Here is a 16,247-nt window from a genome sequence, read left to right on the forward strand (position 1 = left end):
TCTCCTGCCATTACGACGAAAACGCCGCTTATGCTTTGCTAAACAGCACCATGGACTCGAGATGACTGGTATGTGGGAACATATCCAGCATCGCGACCCTTTCCAAATGGTAGCCCGCCGACAGTAATGCCTGACTGTCGCGCGCAAGTGTTGTTGGGTTACAGGAAACATAGACCACGCGTTGCGGCGCAAGTTTAACGATATGCGACATCACACCCGCGGCCCCAGCACGTGCTGGATCCAGTAACACCTTGTTAAATCCCTGCGCTGCCCAAGGCTGGTGGGCAACGTCTTCCTCCAGGTTGTGCTGGAAAAAGCGGACATTTTTAAGATTATTTAGCTCAGCATTATACGCTGCCTGGTGGACTAATGCTGCAACACCCTCCACACCCACAGCATTTTGTACGAACTTTCCTACAGGCAAAGTGAAATTACCCATACCGCAAAACAGATCCAGCACCCGATCTTCGGGCTGTAAATCGAGCCATTCAATGGCTTTTGTCACCATCTGCTGATTCACGCCATCATTCACCTGGATGAAATCCTGCGGGCTGAAAGTCAGTTTCAAATCAAACGATTGGTAGAAAGGTGCGTAATCCCCCAGCGGCTGCAAATGCTCGCTGCCGTCCGCCAGATACAACATCAGCTGATGCTCATGCGAAAAGCGTTCCAGTTTTACACGATCGCCTGCGGACAATGCATCAAGATGACGCAGCACCATCACCGGGCCATTATCTGCCAGCACTAACTCGACATGCCCCAGTCGCCGTGCGGCCTGTAAGCTGCTAAGACACTGGTGCAACGGCTGCAATAACGCTTCAAGCTCGGGCACCAAAATGGGGCATTGAGTTAACTCAACCAAATCGTTGCTGGCCGCCTGGCGGAACCCCATTTGTAAACGCTGCTGTTTAGGCTGCCATTGCAGTCCCAGACGGGCGCGACGGCGGTAACCCCAGGTGTTGCCGCTAATGATCTCATTCACCTGCACCGGCAAAGGCGCATCCCGGCTCAACATTCGGCTCAGCGCACGTGCTTTACTGTCCTCCTGTAACGCGATCGCGGCATGCTGTTGCTGGCAGCCACCACACACGCCAAAGTGCACACAGCGCGGTTTTTCCCGCTGTGCGCTTGGCTGCATAATCTTTTTGGCTTTGGCCCGCGAGAACTGACGTTTATCTTCCACGACCATAACTTCGGCCTGTTCACCCGGCAGTGCGCCGCTGACAAACATCGCTTTGCCATTATGGCGCGCAACACCTTGTCCAAAGGGGTCAAGGTCTTCGATAGTGACGGTAATACGCTGCTTTGTCGCCACACGCTGTTTTGCGGAGTAAAATTGCGCCATAGTGTTGTGAATTCTCTAAATTAATGGGGTGTGCCATCGCAAGCGGATTGTGCACAGGGATATCAATGCCAGGAGTTGCCAGGCCACAATTATGACCAAATATAGCCTGCGGGCGCGAATGATGATTTTGATACTGGCGCCAACGTTAATGATTGGTCTGCTGCTCAGTACCTTCTTCGTGGTGCACCGTTATAACGAATTACAACATCAGGTGCGCGATGCCGGATCGAACATTATCGAACCGCTGGCAGTCTCCAGCGAATACGGCATGACCTGGCACAATCGTGATGCGATTCGCGAGCTGGTCAGCCTGCTGCATCGTCGTCATTCCGATATTGTCCGTGCCATTACCGTTTTCGACAACAACAATCACATCTACGTCACTTCGAACAACAACCAAAATCTGGCGTTGTTGCAGAAAGAAGACATCTCGACGCTGGAAGATGGTGTCTCCGTCGAGCGCCACGGCAATTTGATGGTGCTGCGAACCCCGATTATCTCCGAACGCTATTCCGTAGACGAACTGCCCGGAGAAGATGCCAAACCGGCGGGTAATCCGTTGGGGTATGTGGCTATTGAACTCGATCTGCAATCGGTGCGGCTGGAGCAGTACAAAGAGGTGTTTGTGGCCACTTTGCTCTTACTGTTTTGTTTGTGCATCGCCATGCTGTTTGCCTATCGTCTGATGCGCGACGTCACCGGGCCGATTCGTAACATGGTTTCCACCGTGGACCGCATTCGTCGCGGCCAACTCGACAGCCGCGTTGATGGCTACATGCTGGGCGAACTGAGCATCCTGAAAAACGGCATCAATGCCATGGCGATGTCGCTCACCGCTTATCACGAAGAGATGCAGCAGAATATCGATCAAGCCACCTACGATCTGCGTGAAACCCTGGAGCAGCTGGAGATTCAAAACGTCGAGCTGGATTTGGCGAAGAAGCGCGCCCAGGAAGCGGCGCGTATTAAATCAGAATTCCTCGCCAATATGTCGCATGAGTTACGAACACCGCTCAACGGAGTGATTGGCTTTACCCGTCAGATGCTGAAAACCGGACTGAGCACCAACCAGCGCGATTATATGAGTACCATTGAACGCTCGGCCAATAACCTGCTGAGCATCATCAACGATGTGCTGGATTTCTCAAAGCTCGAAGCCGGTAAACTGGTGCTGGAATCGATCCCCTTCCCGCTACGCGCCACGCTGGATGAAACGCTGGTGCTGCTGGCACCTTCGGCACATGACAAAGGACTCGAGATCACCGTTTGTCTGGAAAAACAGGTGCCGGATAATGTGATTGGCGACCCGCTACGTTTGCAGCAGATCATGATTAACCTGATTGGTAATGCCATTAAGTTTACTGAGCAGGGGCACATCGATTTGCGTGTTGAGCTGCGTAGCCTGAGCACCACGCGCGTTGAACTGGAAATTCAGGTACACGACACCGGCATTGGCATTTCTGAGCAGCAGCAGTCACAGCTGTTCCAGGCGTTTCGTCAGGCCGATGCGAGTATTTCCCGCCGCCACGGCGGCACTGGTTTGGGTCTGGTGATCACGCAAAAACTGGTGTCGGAGATGGGCGGAGAGATCGCGTTCCACAGCCGTCAGAATCAAGGATCCACTTTCTGGGTGCACGTTCATCTCGATCTCAATCCCAACGCGCCCCCCATTCCGCGTATGCTGGAAGATCTGCGCGCCATCCCGTTAGCCTATATCGAACCCCATGCCGCGGTGGCGAAAGCAGTGCAGGAGATGCTCAGCATCACGCCGCTGCAGGTTCAGCATTTCACTTCACTGGAAGCGCTGCCGGATACCCGCTTCCCGCTGTTGTTGATGGGATTGCCGGTGAACGATCCTCACCCCGCCACACTGCCAGATGCTTTAATTCAACGGCTGCGCGCCCATGCCGATTCGGTACTGCTGGCGCTGCCCAGCGAGATGATGCTGTTCGCCGACGATTTGCGCGCACGAGGCATCGCCGGCTGCATCGCCAAACCTGTCTCACTGACGCGCTTGTTGCCGATGCTGCTGGATTTGCACAGTTTGCATAACGATGCCTTACCGCACAGTACCCGTCAGCCGCTGACGGTGATGGCGGTGGATGACAATCCAGCCAATCTGAAGTTAATCGGTGCGCTGCTGGAGGAGCAGGTTCAGCACATCATTCTGTGCGACAACGCGGAACAGGCTATCCGCCAGGCGCGTTTACACAAGCTGGATGTGATTTTGATGGATATCCAGATGCCGGATATCGATGGCATTCGCGCCAGTGAAATTATCCGCAGCCTGCCGCTGCATGCCAATACCCCGATTGTCGCGGTGACCGCGCATGCGCTGGATGGCGAGCGCCAGCAGCTGATTGGCGCCGGGATGAATGATTATCTGGCGAAGCCGATAGACGAAGGCAAACTGAGCCAGCTGTTGCAGCGCTATGCCCCGAACCCCACGGCGGCATCCACACTACTGCCGGATGTTGCGCCGTCGCTCGACTGGGCGCTGGCACTGCGTCAGGCCGCCAACAAACCGGATCTGGCGCGCGATCTGCTGCAGATGCTGCTGGATTTCCTGCCGGAGGTGGAAGCGCGCGTGGAGGGTTCCATGGCCAGTAATGATGTTAATGGCCTACGCGAGATCATCCATAAGCTGCACGGCAGTGCCAGCTACAGCGGCGTGCCCAGACTGAAACAGCTGTGTCAGCAGCTGGAAAAGAGTCTGCATCAGGAGAGTGATATCGAAGCGCTGGAGCCGGAATTGCTGGAGTTGAGTGATGAGATGGCGAACGTGGCGCGTGAGGCCAGGAAAGTGTTGGGCGTGGGATAACGGAACGTTTCATGCCCTCTCTTAAGCACAAGAGAGCGCTAATCGAGCATGGTTAAAGAATGACTCGTCGTCTCAATCATCGCCACCAACGGTCACCTCGCCCAATAACGGGAGAGGGTTAGGATGAGAGGGGCGCGCCTGTAAGGCCTGCCCCACATTGTTCGCTGCCACGACATTGCGCGCGATCAGCCGCATCTATAAGGCCTGCCCTACCTTGATTGTTGCCGCCACATTGCGCGCGGTCAGTCGCACATTCTGCGCCGCATTGGCTAACGCATCCTCCAGTGAGCCAATGCTAAACAACACGCTGAATACCGCATCCAGCCCGTGCTGATGCACCACGCCAACATCTGCGGTTAAACTGCCCGCAATGCCAATCACCGGCTTGTTAAACTGCTTTGCCACCTTCGCCACACCAATCGGCACTTTGCCGTTAATGGTCTGGCTATCAATACGCCCTTCGCCGGTAATCACCAGATCGGCATCCTGCACCTGATCCGCTAACCCAAGGGCTTCCGTGACAATCTCAATACCGCGACGTAGCTCGGCCTGGCAAAACGCATGCAGTGCCGCGCCCATGCCCCCCGCCGCACCGCCGCCCGCAATGTGCAGCACATCAATATCTAAATCGCGATGGATAATCTCAGCATAATGCGCCAGCGCTTTATCCAGCTGCTGCACCAGTTCCGGCGTGGCCCCTTTTTGAGGACCAAAAATCGCCGAGGCGCCCTCTTCTCCGGTCAGGGGATTGGTGACATCGCAGGCCACTTCGATGCGGCACTGCTGAATACGTTTATCCAGCTGATCGATTTCAATCCGCGCCAGCTGCGGCAGTGCGCCGCCGCCAAAGGCAATCTCATTGCCCTGCTGGTCCAGCAAGCGAGCGCCCAGCGCCTGCATCATGCCGGATCCCCCATCGTTGGTGGCGCTGCCGCCAATGCCAATAATAATGTGGTCTACACCACGATCGAGCGCGTTTTTAATCAGCTCGCCAGTGCCATAAGAGTTGGTGATCAACGGGTCACGCTGCGCGGCCGGCACCAATTCCAGGCCGCTGGCTGCCGCCATTTCAATAAAGGCGCTGCGCTCATCACCCGATAATCCATAAAATGCCTCAACCGGCGCGCCGAGCGGTCCGGTCACGGTCAATCTGACAATACTTCCCTGCGTCGCCGCCACCATGGCTTCTACCGTGCCTTCGCCACCGTCGGCGACCGGTATTTTCACGTATTCGGCGTCGGGAAAAATTTCGCTAAATCCCGCTTCAATCGCCGCAGCCACTTCCAGGGCGGACAAACTCTCTTTATATGAATCCGGTGCGATGACAATTTTCATAGGCAATCCGAGCGCGATGGATGACGGAGTTCCGTCCTGCTAATGCAGTAAGCTGTCCGGCATCCGCAGACACCGGACAGGCAAACTACCGGGTGATCTCGACCTGAGCTAATTTTTCATAATAGCAAGCCAGCGCACTATGGTCAGATGTGCCCTTGCCGTCGACTTTCAGCGCTTGCATCATTTCCATCACCGCAGCCGTCAGCGGCAGATGCGCGCCAATGCCGTGTGAAGTGTCCAGCGCATTCGCTAAATCCTTGATGTGCAGATCGATGCGGAAGCCTGGCTTGAAGTTACGATCCAGCACCATTGGCGCTTTGGCATCGAGTACCGTGCTGCCTGCCAGCCCACCACGAATCGCCTGATAAACCAGTTCTGGGTTCACACCGGCTTTGGTTGCCAGCGACAGCGCTTCGGACATCGCCGCGATGTTCAGCGCCACAATCACCTGGTTCGCCAGCTTAGTGACGTTACCTGCACCGATATCGCCGGTGTGCACCACCGAACCGGCCATGGCTTTCATGATGTCATAGCACTGGTCGAATACCGCTTTATCGCCGCCAACCATCACAGACAGCGTGCCCTCAATCGCTTTTGGCTCGCCGCCGCTGACCGGCGCATCCAGCATCTTGATGCCTTTTTCTGCCAGCGCATCGTGCACTTCACGGCTGGCCAGCGGCGCAATCGAACTCATGTCGATCACAATCAGTCCAGGTTTCGCACCTTCGATAATCCCGTTGGCGCCGAGGCAAACCTCTTTCACCTGCGGTGAGTTCGGCACCATGGTGATCACCACATCAACCTGTTCGGCGACCTCTTTTGGCGTTTTCGCCACGGTAGCGCCCAGCTCCACCAGCTCGGCTTCATTGCTGACGTTGTGGTCACGTACCACCAGTGAATAACCGGCTTTCACCAGGTTTTTACTCATCGGTTTGCCCATAATACCGAGGCCGATAAATCCAATTTTCATTGCCTTTCCTCTTCGTCAGTTATTTCTTAAATTTGTCACACAGCGCCTGCGTGGCGTTGCGGAAAATACCGAGATCGCTGCCCACGGCAACGAATGTGGCGCCCCATTCGAGATAACGGCGCGCGTCGGCTTCCACCGGCGCCAGAATGCCGCTTGGCTTGCCCGCCGCTTTGGCACGTTCAAAGATGTGTTTGATTACTTTCAGCACTTCAGGATGTGCAGGCTGACCGAGATAGCCCATCGCCGCCGAGAGATCGCCCGGTCCGACAAAAATGCCATCCACGCCGTCAACGGCAGCAATCGCATCGATGTTATCCACCGCCTGCTGCGTTTCGATCTGCACCAGCACTGTGATGTTGTCATTGATGGTGGCGTTGTAATCCGGCAGCGTGCCGTACATATTGCTGCGATGCGAAACCGACACGCCGCGAATGCCTGCTGGCGGATAGCGCGTTGAGGCCACGGCGCGAATCGCCTCTTCCTCGGTCTCCACAAATGGCACCAGGAAGTTGTAGAAACCGATATCCAGCAGGCGTTTGATGATGATGGGTTCGTTGCACGGCGGACGCACCACCGGCGCACTGTGGCTGCCCTTCAGCGCCATCAACTGCGGGATAAAGGTGGTGATGTCGTTGGGCGCGTGTTCGCCATCCAGCACCAGCCAGTCAAAACCCGCCAGACCCAGAACTTCGGTGGAAATCGGGCTGGCAAGTGCGCACCAGCTACCAATCAGGGTTTCCCCTGCCTGCAAACGGCGACGAAAGTGGTTCGGCCAGGCATTGCTCATTGTCTTTACTCCTGTCTGTTACAACAGGCGCCCGCACGGGGCGCCGGAAACGTTAGCGCACCAGGCACGGACGCTTGTTATCGAATGTCCAGTTCGGCACGAGGTACTGCATCGCCTGCGCATCGTCGCGCGCGCCCAAACCGTGTTTCTGATACAGCGCATTGGCCTGCATGACCTGATCCATATCCAGCTCGACACCCAGACCCGGTTTTTGCGGTACCTGTACCATGCCGCCCTTGATCTGGAACGGCTCTTTGGTCAGGCGCTGATTGCCCTCCTGCCAGATCCAGTGAGTATCGATGGCGGTAATCGCGCCCGGCGCGGCAGCGGCGACATGTGTGAACATCGCCAGCGAAATATCGAAGTGGTTGTTAGAGTGCGAACCCCAGGTCAGGCCGAAGTCATGACACATCTGCGCCACGCGCACTGAACCTTGCATGGTCCAGAAGTGTGGATCCGCCAGCGGGATATCCACCGATTGCAGCGACAGCGTGTGGCCCATTTGACGCCAGTCAGTGGCGATCATGTTGGTGGCGGTCGGCAAGCCGGTTGCGCGACGGAATTCCGCCATCACTTCGCGGCCAGAGTAGCCCTGCTCGGCCCCGCATGGATCTTCTGCGTAGGCCAGCACGCCTTTGAGTTGTTTACCGAGCAGAATCGCCTCGTTCAACGACCAGGCACCGTTGGGATCGAGAGTGACGCGCGCCTGCGGGAAGCGTTTCGCCAGTGCCGTGACCGCTTCGGCCTCTTCGCCACCGCGCAGCACGCCGCCTTTCAGTTTGAAATCGTTGAAGCCATATTTTTCATAGGCAGCTTCCGCCAGACGCACCACGGTATCCGGCGTCAGTGCCTCTTCATGACGCAGGCGATACCAGTCGCACTTGTCTGTTTCCTGGCTCTGATAAGGCAGCGAGGTTTTCTTGCGGTCACCGACGTAGAACAGGTAACCCAGCATCTCCACGCGGTCACGCTGTTGGCCATCGCCGAGCAGCGAGGCAACGTTGACGCCCAGGTGTTGACCGAGCAGATCCAGCAGCGCCGCTTCAATGCCAGTCACCACATGGATGGTGGTACGCAGGTCGAAGGTCTGATTGCCGCGTCCGCTGGAATCGCGGTCGGCAAAAGTACTGCGAACCAGGTTAAGGATGTTTTTGTACTCACCCACGGTCTTCTGCACCACTAGCGCCGCCGCATCTTCCAGCGTCTGACGAATTTTCTCACCGCCGGGAATTTCACCCACGCCGGTGTGGCCCGCGTTATCCTTGATAATGACGATGTTACGGGTGAAGAACGGTGAATGGGCGCCGCTCAGATTCAGCAACATGCTGTCGTGACCGGCCACCGGAATGACCTGTAGCGATGTGATTTTTGGTGTCTGACTCATTTCCTGCTCCTTATGCATGACGGCGACCGAAGGCCGGACGCTTACGGTCGAATGACCAACCGGGAACCAGATACTGCATCGCCGTGGCGTCGTTACGCGCACCTGCCGGCAGAGATTTGTAGAGGGCATTGGCTTGATGCAGACGATCCCAATCCAGCTCGACGCCGAGGCCGGGCTTATCCGGTACGGCAATCTTGCCGTTGCGGATTTGCAGCGGCTCTTTGGTGAGGCGCTGATCGCCTTCCTGCCAAATCCAGTGGGTATCGATAGCCGTCGGTTTGCCCGGTGCGGCAGCGCCAACGTGGGTAAACATCGCCAGCGAAATATCGAAGTGGTTGTTAGAGTGGCAACCCCAGGTTAAGCCCCAGTCGTCGCACAGTTGCGCCACGCGCACCGCACCGCTCAGCGTCCAGAAGTGCGGATCGGCCAGCGGGATATCGACTGAGTTGAGCATCACCGCGTGATTCATCTCGCGCCAGTTGGTGGCAATCATATTGGTGGCGACCGGCAAGCCGGTGGCACGGCGGAACTCCGCCATCACTTCACGACCGGAATAGCCCTGTTCGGCACCGCATGGATCTTCAGCATAGGTCAGCACCTCGCCCATGCCTTTGCACAAGCCAATCGCTTCATCCAGCGTCCAGGCGCCGTTGGGATCAACGGTGATACGCGCATCCGGGAAACGCTTTTTCAGCGCGGCCGCGGATTCCATCTCCTGCTCGCCCGGCAATACGCCGCCTTTCAATTTGAAATCTTTGAAACCGTATTTGTCCTGGGCCGCTTCCGCCAGGCGCACCACCGCATCTGGCGTCAGTGCTTCCTGATGACGCAGGTGATACCAGTCATGGCTGGCGCCTTCGCCCGTCAGATACGGTAAATCGGTTTTGCGACGATCGCCGAGATAGAACAGATAACCGAGCACGGTGACTTCATCACGCTGTTGTCCCGGACCGAGCAACTCGGCTACCGGTACGCCCAGACATTGACCCAGCAAATCCAGCAGTGCCGCTTCCAGCGCCGCCACCGCATTGACACGCAGTTCGAAGGTCCAGGCACCTTTACCAAAGGTATCGAAATCCGCCGACTGATTGCCTTTGTGCACCTGCTGCACCAGGCGGTTCATGCGCGCCACCTGCTGGCCTTTGACCTGTGGAATCGCCTCCACCAGCGTTTGGTAGATCGTTTCGCCACCCGGCGCTTCACCGACGCCGGTATGACCATCACTGTCGGTCAGTACCACAATGTTGCGGGTGAAGCAGGCGTTGTGCGCTCCACCAATGTTCAGCAACATGCTGTCGTAACCGGCAACCGGAATCACCTGCATATCGGTGATCACCGGGCTACTTTGCGTATTCATAGTTCGTCCTTATGCTCGGTGTTTCAGTTCAATACGTTTGATATCACCCGTGATGAACAGGAAGCTAAACGCAGCGACGAAGGCGTGGATCCCGACATAAATCAGCGCACCTTCGAAAGAGCCAGAAGCGGCGATGATGTAACCGATAGCAATCGGCGTCACGATGCCGGAGAAGTTGCCGAACATGTTGAACAAGCCACCGCTCAATCCACTGATCTCTTTCGGTGCGGTATCCGCCATCACTGCCCAGCCCAGCGCACCAATACCTTTGCCGAAGAACGCCAGCGCCATAAAGAGCACCACTACCCACTCAGTTTCGGTGTAGTTACACATCACCATGCTGATAGAGAGCAGCATGCCAACCACGATGGGGGTCTTACGTGCAACGTTCAGCGAGCCAGTTTTGCGCATCAGATAATCGGAAATCACGCCACCTAACACACCACCGAGGAAGCCACAGATGGCCGGAATCGAGGCGATCATCCCCGCTTTAAGAATCGACATGCCGCGCGCCTGCACCAGATATACCGGGAACCAGGTAATAAAGAAGTAGGTCAGCGCGTTAACGCAATATTGTCCGAGATAGATACCCCACATCATGCGGGTCGAAAGCAGCTGTTTGATTTGATACCACTTCTCATCCCAGCTCACTTTGCGGTCGGCCTTTTTGGCATCCATATTGATCAGCGCGCCGCCCTGCTCCATGTACTCCAGCTCAGCTTTGTTCACACCCGGATGGTTGTTCGGATCGTGCATGAACTTCAGCCAGACGAAGCTGAGGATGATGCCCAGCCCACCCATAAACCAGAACACATGCGCCCAGCCCACTTCGGCCACCAGCCAGCCCATAATCGGGGCAAAAATCACCGTGGCGAAATACTGCGCCGAGTTGAAGATTGCCACGGCGGTGCCGCGCTCTTGTGCCGGGAACCAGGCCGCAACAATACGGCTGTTACCCGGGAAGGAAGGCGCTTCTGCCAGACCGACCATAAAGCGCAGCAGGAACAGTGAAACGACGATGCCGAAGCCGCTGAACAGGTCAACAAAGCCTTGCAGCAGGGTAAACAGCGACCAGAGGAAAATACTCCAGAAGTAAACGCGTTTTGAGCCAAAGCGGTCAAGCAGCCAGCCGCCAGGTATTTGTCCAATAACGTAAGCCCATGAGAAGGCGGAGAAGATATAGCCCAAACCGACCGAATCGAGGCCGATATCTTTAGACATCGCGGAACCGGCAATCGAAATGGTTGCACGGTCACCGTAGTTGAATGATGTGACGATAAATAACATCACCACAATCCAGTAACGGGCGTTGGTGCGTTTTTGCACCGCTTCCGCTGTCTGGCTGAAACTATTCATGATGCACTCCTGAAATATAGCGAACGCTACATTCACTCTGACTGCATACACATCGCGTTGGGTATCAGAATGATGTCGGGTTAAACACGGCGATTGTTGTTATGGCAAAACGATGATGCGTCGTGACGAATAACCAAACGTTGAAGAACGAGAATCAGTATAGGAACAGCCAAACCACGAGGCATTGGAAGAACGCATGATGATGAACATTGATTCATGCTGATTTTATGGCAATTGCACATATCCCTGCGGCGTAGCTCACGGAACCTGATTTTTCACCCGTAGATTGATTAAGAAGCAGCCAGCCAACGCGCGCTTTGTGAGTCTGTTCACTTGTATTTGGATAAACGAACCAAACTCAGGTAATAAAACCCCAAAAAGCCAGTCAGTTGCACAATGCGCAGGCCAATACCCCTGCATATACTGAGGCTGGCAAAAAATGATGACGTGACGGAAGCATTTACAACGCGCTGCCATGTACAGCGCGACGAACTGGAAGGTGAGCAATGAACCGACCGCTAACAGAGAAACCGCTTTATATAAAAGTACACGACGCCGACAACGTGGCGATCGTGGTGAATAATCAGGGTTTGCCTGCGGGTACCCGCTTTGAGGATGGCCTGCAGCTCACCGAACACGTGCCGCAAGGACATAAAGTAGCGCTGGTGGATATTCCTGAAAACGGCGTCATCCTGCGCTACGGCGAAGTGATTGGCACCGCCTTGCGCCCGATTGCACAGGGCAGCTGGATTGAAGAATCGCTGGTGGCGCTACCCGAAGCGCCTCCGCTTAACAGTTTGCCGCTGGCGAACAATGTTCCCCCTGATCTGCCACCGCTCGAGGGTTATACCTTTGAGGGTTATCGCAACGCCGATGGCAGCGTAGGAACACGCAATCTGCTCGGTATCACCACCAGCGTGCACTGTGTGGCTGGCGTCGTGGATTACGTGGTGCAAATGATCGAGCGCGATCTGCTGCCACGCTATCCCAACGTTGATGGCGTAGTGGCACTGAATCATCTTTATGGCTGTGGTGTGGCGATCAATGCGCCCGCTGCGGTGGTGCCGATCCGCACTATCCATAACCTCGCGCTGAACCCCAATTTTGGGGGCGAAGTGATGATCGTCAGTCTCGGCTGCGAGAAATTACAGCCGGAGCGTCTGCTGACCGGCACGCCGGATGTGCAGGCCATCTCGCTGGATGATCATGACATTGTGCGTTTGCAGGATGAACGGCATGTTGGTTTCGGCGCGATGGTGGATGAGATCCTTCAGGTCGCCGAACGTCATCTGAGAAAACTGAACCTGCGCCAGCGCGAGACATGCCCGGCATCAGAACTGGTGGTTGGCACGCAATGCGGCGGCAGCGATGCATTTTCCGGCGTGACGGCCAATCCGGCAGTCGGCTTTGCTTCTGATTTGCTGGTGCGCTGCGGCGCCACCGTGATGTTCTCCGAGGTCACCGAAGTACGCGATGCAATACATCTGCTGACGCCGCGCGTGGTCGATGAAAATGTGGGTAAACGCCTACTGGAAGAGATGGCGTGGTATGACGATTATCTTAGCCAGGGCCAAACCGACCGCAGCGCCAATCCCTCGCCAGGTAATAAGAAAGGCGGGCTGGCGAACGTGGTGGAGAAAGCGCTGGGATCGATTGCCAAATCAGGCCGCAGCCCGATTGTGGAAGTGCTGTCACCCGGGCAGCGCCCAACAAAGCGCGGTTTAATCTATGCAGCGACACCGGCCAGTGATTTTGTCTGCGGCACCCAGCAGATGGCGTCAGGTATTACCTTGCAGGTGTTTACTACTGGGCGCGGCACACCCTACGGTTTGGCTGCGATTCCGGTGATTAAAATGGCGACGCGCAATGCGCTGGCGGAGCGCTGGCACGATTTGATGGATATTAATGCAGGCACCATTGCGACGGGTGAAGAGAGTATCGAGCAGGTGGGCTGGCGGTTGTTTGAGTTGATACTGGAGATTGCCAGTGGTCGCAAACAAACCTGGTCTGATCGCTGGGGCATTCGCAATCAGCTGGCGGTGTTTAATCCGGCGCCGGTGACCTGAGTGCGATCTCACCCTCTCCCAACAAGGGAGAGAGTGCAATCTGGCGCGCCTGAAACATCATCATCTTATTTTCAGGCCGTTCAGATTGCCGCTTGCCAAAGATGAAGCGAAGGCAGAATTAAAGCAGCTTACCCCAGCTCTCAACCCACGGCGTGGTCACTGACTCAGGCTCTGGATCTTCAGTGGCATCTACCAGCAGCACATCACCGATGCGTTTGGCGCTCTGCTCCTGCAAGGTGGCATCAAAGGTTTTTCCTGCACCGCAGAAGTTATCGTAGCTGCTATCACCCAATGCAATCACGCCGTAGCGAAGCTCTGGTTGATAACCCACTTCATCGCGTATCTGCACATACAAGCGGGCAATATTGTCCGGGAAGTCGCCCTGGCCGGTGGTGGAGGTGACAATCAGAATGACCTCCTTGCTGTAAGCCTGCCAATCCGCCAGTGACGCATCCTCAAAAACTTTCACTTCGTGGCCCTGCGCTTCCAGTACCGGCTGCGCTTCTTCCGCCACCAGCAATGCATTGCCGTAAACCGTACCTGTAAAAATGCCAATCTTTGCCATCTTGCCGCTCCTTTATTCTGTTGGCTTATCCTGGACTGCCTCGTCGGCAAACTCAACCCTGGGAACCTCAGGGATCTGATCCTGCCAGCCAAACTGTTGCAGCATGCCTTGCCAGACGCGATCAAGCCCGGCGCGAATCACCAGAGGTTCTCCGGTGACCGGATGCGTCAGACTCAGCGCACTGGCATGCAGCATCAATCGATTCATACCAAAGTGCTCTGCTGCACCCCGGTTCTGCCGCAAATCACCATGGGCGCTGTCACCAATAATTGGATGACGTAGATGCACCATATGACGACGCAGCTGATGTTTGCGGCCGGTATGCGGCGACATCTCCACCAGGGTATAACGCGCGCTGTCGTAACGGCTGATCGCCACAGGCATTTCGACCTGCGCCAGTGAGCGATAGTCGGTGACGGCTTCCTGTGCAGTACGTTCCTGAGTGGCGAACTTATCGGCGATCTTATCCAGCTCTTCGACCAACGGATAATCGAGCGTCGCGCTGCCATCCAGCCAACCGCGCACCACTGCGTGATAGGTCTTCTGCATTTTATGCTGCTCGAACTGCTGTGACAGCAAATGCGCCACTTCGCTGGAGAGCGCCATTAACAGTACGCCGGAGGTGGGACGATCGAGGCGATGCACGGTAAATACGTGCTGACCAATTTGATCGCGTACCGTTTGCATCACCACCACTTTTTCGTCGCGATCGAGCCAGCTACGATGCACCAGCCAACCAGACGGTTTATTGACGGCGACCAGCCATTCATCTTGATAAAGGATTTCCAGCATTAAGAGGTCGGGTCCTGAAAAAGCGCATCAAACTGGCCTAATGTCAGCAACAGGACCGCATGGCCGGGTGTGGTGGCAGGTAACGCCACTTCATAGTAAGGCGTGACAGAGAAATTTTGCGGAAGCGGCACTCCGGCTTCGATTAACGCATGGAAACGTGGGATGAGTACCCACTGCAGCCACTCCAGCGGCTCCATGGTATTGAGGCAAAAAGGCTCGGTGCTGGCGAAGGCTGCCGGCTCAGGGGATTGCGTCTGCCAGTGGCCGTGTTCGCGCATCACCGCTTCGATCTGCTGCAGCTGTTGAATAATCATTTGCGACGACATACGCCACCTCCAGAGAAAAATTGGGCGGCAAGCATACCATTAGTCGTTCAACGTGCAAAAAAGGCATAAAAAAAGGGAGCACTGTGATTACAGTGCTCCCGGTTTCGTTCGCAGCATTCCCGCCACCGCTGTGCTCCCTGCTCATCCATGACAACTTGTCCTCTGCTTTCCATTGCCTGTCATCGTGACAGTTATCCTTAGCATCCTGGCCCACCACCATCCACGTGGCTCTCATTCTCCGTCCTGGAGGTGTCCCTGACTCAATCCTGAGTGTCCTGCTTCATCCTGAAGCCTTCCATGTGCCGTAAACTCCGTTACGTTCCTGCCTCCTGGCTGACATTCTCCTGAACGTCTCTTTATCCCCAGCATCCTGCCAGTGGTGACTATTCTGTCAGAAACCATCGTAATAACAAGTTAGTAAGACGCGTTAATAGATTTCTCACACTACTAATTTTAAGAGTGATGCCATAAGCTTATGATTCACAATATTTTTACATCTTTGTTTTCCGGATAGCTGCAAGATGATCTAGCGATCTCTCACACCTGATGTGAGAGATCTCTTACAAACCTAACCTGTGAAATCTGCTAATCAGGCTTTAACCGGTTGTAAATCATTAAGAAATGTCTGAATGCTTGCCGCCAGCACCTGACGCTTTTTACTACCAGGCTGTTCCAGAATCACTTCACCGGAAAGATTACACAGAGCAATCACATCCTGCTCCGATTCAGTAGTCGCAATAAATAATGTTGGACTCTGTTTTAAGCGGCGCTTCATGACCAGATGGCCAATCAGATTCTCCTGCAAGCGGGTAAAGTCTGATTCGCTCCACACCTGTAACAACGTTATCGGCTGCTGTTGAAAGGTTGCGGTCATATCGCCGGCAAACTGCGAGGTGTAAAAAGCACTGATTTCCGATTGCAACTGAATATCCAGTGCCCGCTCGACGGCTTCCAGCGTGGCTGGCAAGGTGAAGGGCTGTGGTTGCCACAGCACACAATCATCCAGCGTGCTGACAATACAAGGGGATGGCACACCCAGCAGATCCGAACTGGCGGGCAGATGTCCAGCCTGCTGCTGCCAATGTTGCACATAACGGGCGGTAAACTCACGCAGGGCATCTGCGGTTTGCTGCATCATTCTTC

At 55.5% G+C, this 16,247-nt stretch carries 13 protein-coding genes; 2 read left to right on the forward strand and 11 right to left on the reverse strand.

The window, feature by feature from the left end; translation table 11 throughout:
- Positions 1-28: 28 nt before the first annotated feature.
- Complete coding sequence (gene rlmD / locus AC6I8L_RS15220) at positions 29-1,345, reverse strand: 23S rRNA (uracil(1939)-C(5))-methyltransferase RlmD (protein ID WP_058961507.1); 1,317 nt, start codon at positions 1,343-1,345, stop codon at positions 29-31.
- A 91-nt stretch (positions 1,346-1,436) separates the two neighbouring features.
- Between rlmD and barA the strand changes: the two genes are divergently transcribed.
- The gene (barA, locus tag AC6I8L_RS15225) at positions 1,437-4,166 is read left to right on the forward strand and encodes a two-component sensor histidine kinase BarA (RefSeq protein ID WP_058961508.1); all 2,730 of its coding nucleotides are present in this window, start codon (positions 1,437-1,439) and stop codon (positions 4,164-4,166) included.
- A gap of 195 nt (positions 4,167-4,361) precedes the next feature.
- On the opposite strand, the gene AC6I8L_RS15230 is transcribed toward barA, so the two are convergent.
- The 6 genes from AC6I8L_RS15230 to AC6I8L_RS15255 form a co-directional block, all read right to left on the reverse strand.
- Positions 4,362-5,501 (reverse strand): glycerate kinase, encoded by a 1,140-nt coding sequence (locus AC6I8L_RS15230; protein WP_034823056.1) that lies wholly within the window; start codon positions 5,499-5,501, stop codon positions 4,362-4,364.
- A gap of 85 nt (positions 5,502-5,586) precedes the next feature.
- Entirely contained in the window at positions 5,587-6,471 is an 885-nt protein-coding gene (gene garR, locus AC6I8L_RS15235; protein ID WP_034823058.1) for a 2-hydroxy-3-oxopropionate reductase, read from the reverse strand.
- Between the two features lie 19 nt (positions 6,472-6,490).
- The gene (garL, locus tag AC6I8L_RS15240; RefSeq protein WP_058961509.1) at positions 6,491-7,258 is read right to left on the reverse strand and encodes a 2-dehydro-3-deoxyglucarate aldolase; all 768 of its coding nucleotides are present in this window, start codon (positions 7,256-7,258) and stop codon (positions 6,491-6,493) included.
- 52 nt (positions 7,259-7,310) lie between these two features.
- Positions 7,311-8,642 (reverse strand): glucarate dehydratase, encoded by a 1,332-nt coding sequence (gudD, locus tag AC6I8L_RS15245; RefSeq protein WP_058961510.1) that lies wholly within the window; start codon positions 8,640-8,642, stop codon positions 7,311-7,313.
- A 10-nt stretch (positions 8,643-8,652) separates the two neighbouring features.
- Positions 8,653-9,999, reverse strand: coding sequence for an enolase C-terminal domain-like protein (locus tag AC6I8L_RS15250; protein ID WP_058961511.1), 1,347 nt, complete (start codon positions 9,997-9,999; stop codon positions 8,653-8,655).
- Positions 10,000-10,008: 9 nt separating this feature from the next.
- Positions 10,009-11,355, reverse strand: a complete 1,347-nt coding sequence (locus AC6I8L_RS15255) for an MFS transporter (RefSeq protein WP_058961512.1) — start codon at positions 11,353-11,355, stop codon at positions 10,009-10,011.
- A gap of 506 nt (positions 11,356-11,861) precedes the next feature.
- On the opposite strand from AC6I8L_RS15255, the gene garD reads away from it, so the two are divergent.
- Positions 11,862-13,421 (forward strand): galactarate dehydratase, encoded by a 1,560-nt coding sequence (garD, locus tag AC6I8L_RS15260; protein WP_058961513.1) that lies wholly within the window; start codon positions 11,862-11,864, stop codon positions 13,419-13,421.
- 118 nt (positions 13,422-13,539) lie between these two features.
- Here the strand turns inward: garD and AC6I8L_RS15265 are convergent, their stop codons facing one another.
- The 4 genes from AC6I8L_RS15265 to syd all read right to left on the reverse strand — a co-directional run bounded on the left by AC6I8L_RS15265 (position 13,540) and on the right by syd (position 16,242).
- Complete coding sequence (locus AC6I8L_RS15265; protein ID WP_058961514.1) at positions 13,540-13,986, reverse strand: flavodoxin; 447 nt, start codon at positions 13,984-13,986, stop codon at positions 13,540-13,542.
- 12 nt (positions 13,987-13,998) lie between these two features.
- Positions 13,999-14,778 carry a tRNA pseudouridine(65) synthase TruC gene (gene truC / locus AC6I8L_RS15270; RefSeq protein WP_058961515.1) on the reverse strand — a complete coding sequence of 260 codons (780 nt, stop codon included), beginning with the start codon at positions 14,776-14,778 and terminating at the stop codon, positions 13,999-14,001.
- On the reverse strand, positions 14,778-15,104 hold the full coding sequence (locus AC6I8L_RS15275) for a YqcC family protein (protein ID WP_058961516.1): 327 nt from the start codon (positions 15,102-15,104) through the stop codon (positions 14,778-14,780). The genes truC and AC6I8L_RS15275 overlap by 1 nt, the downstream gene beginning before the upstream one ends.
- A gap of 589 nt (positions 15,105-15,693) precedes the next feature.
- Entirely contained in the window at positions 15,694-16,242 is a 549-nt protein-coding gene (gene syd / locus AC6I8L_RS15280; protein WP_058961517.1) for a SecY-interacting protein, read from the reverse strand.
- Between the last annotated feature and the right edge of the window lie 5 nt (positions 16,243-16,247).

The organism is Type-E symbiont of Plautia stali, from assembly GCF_059731115.1.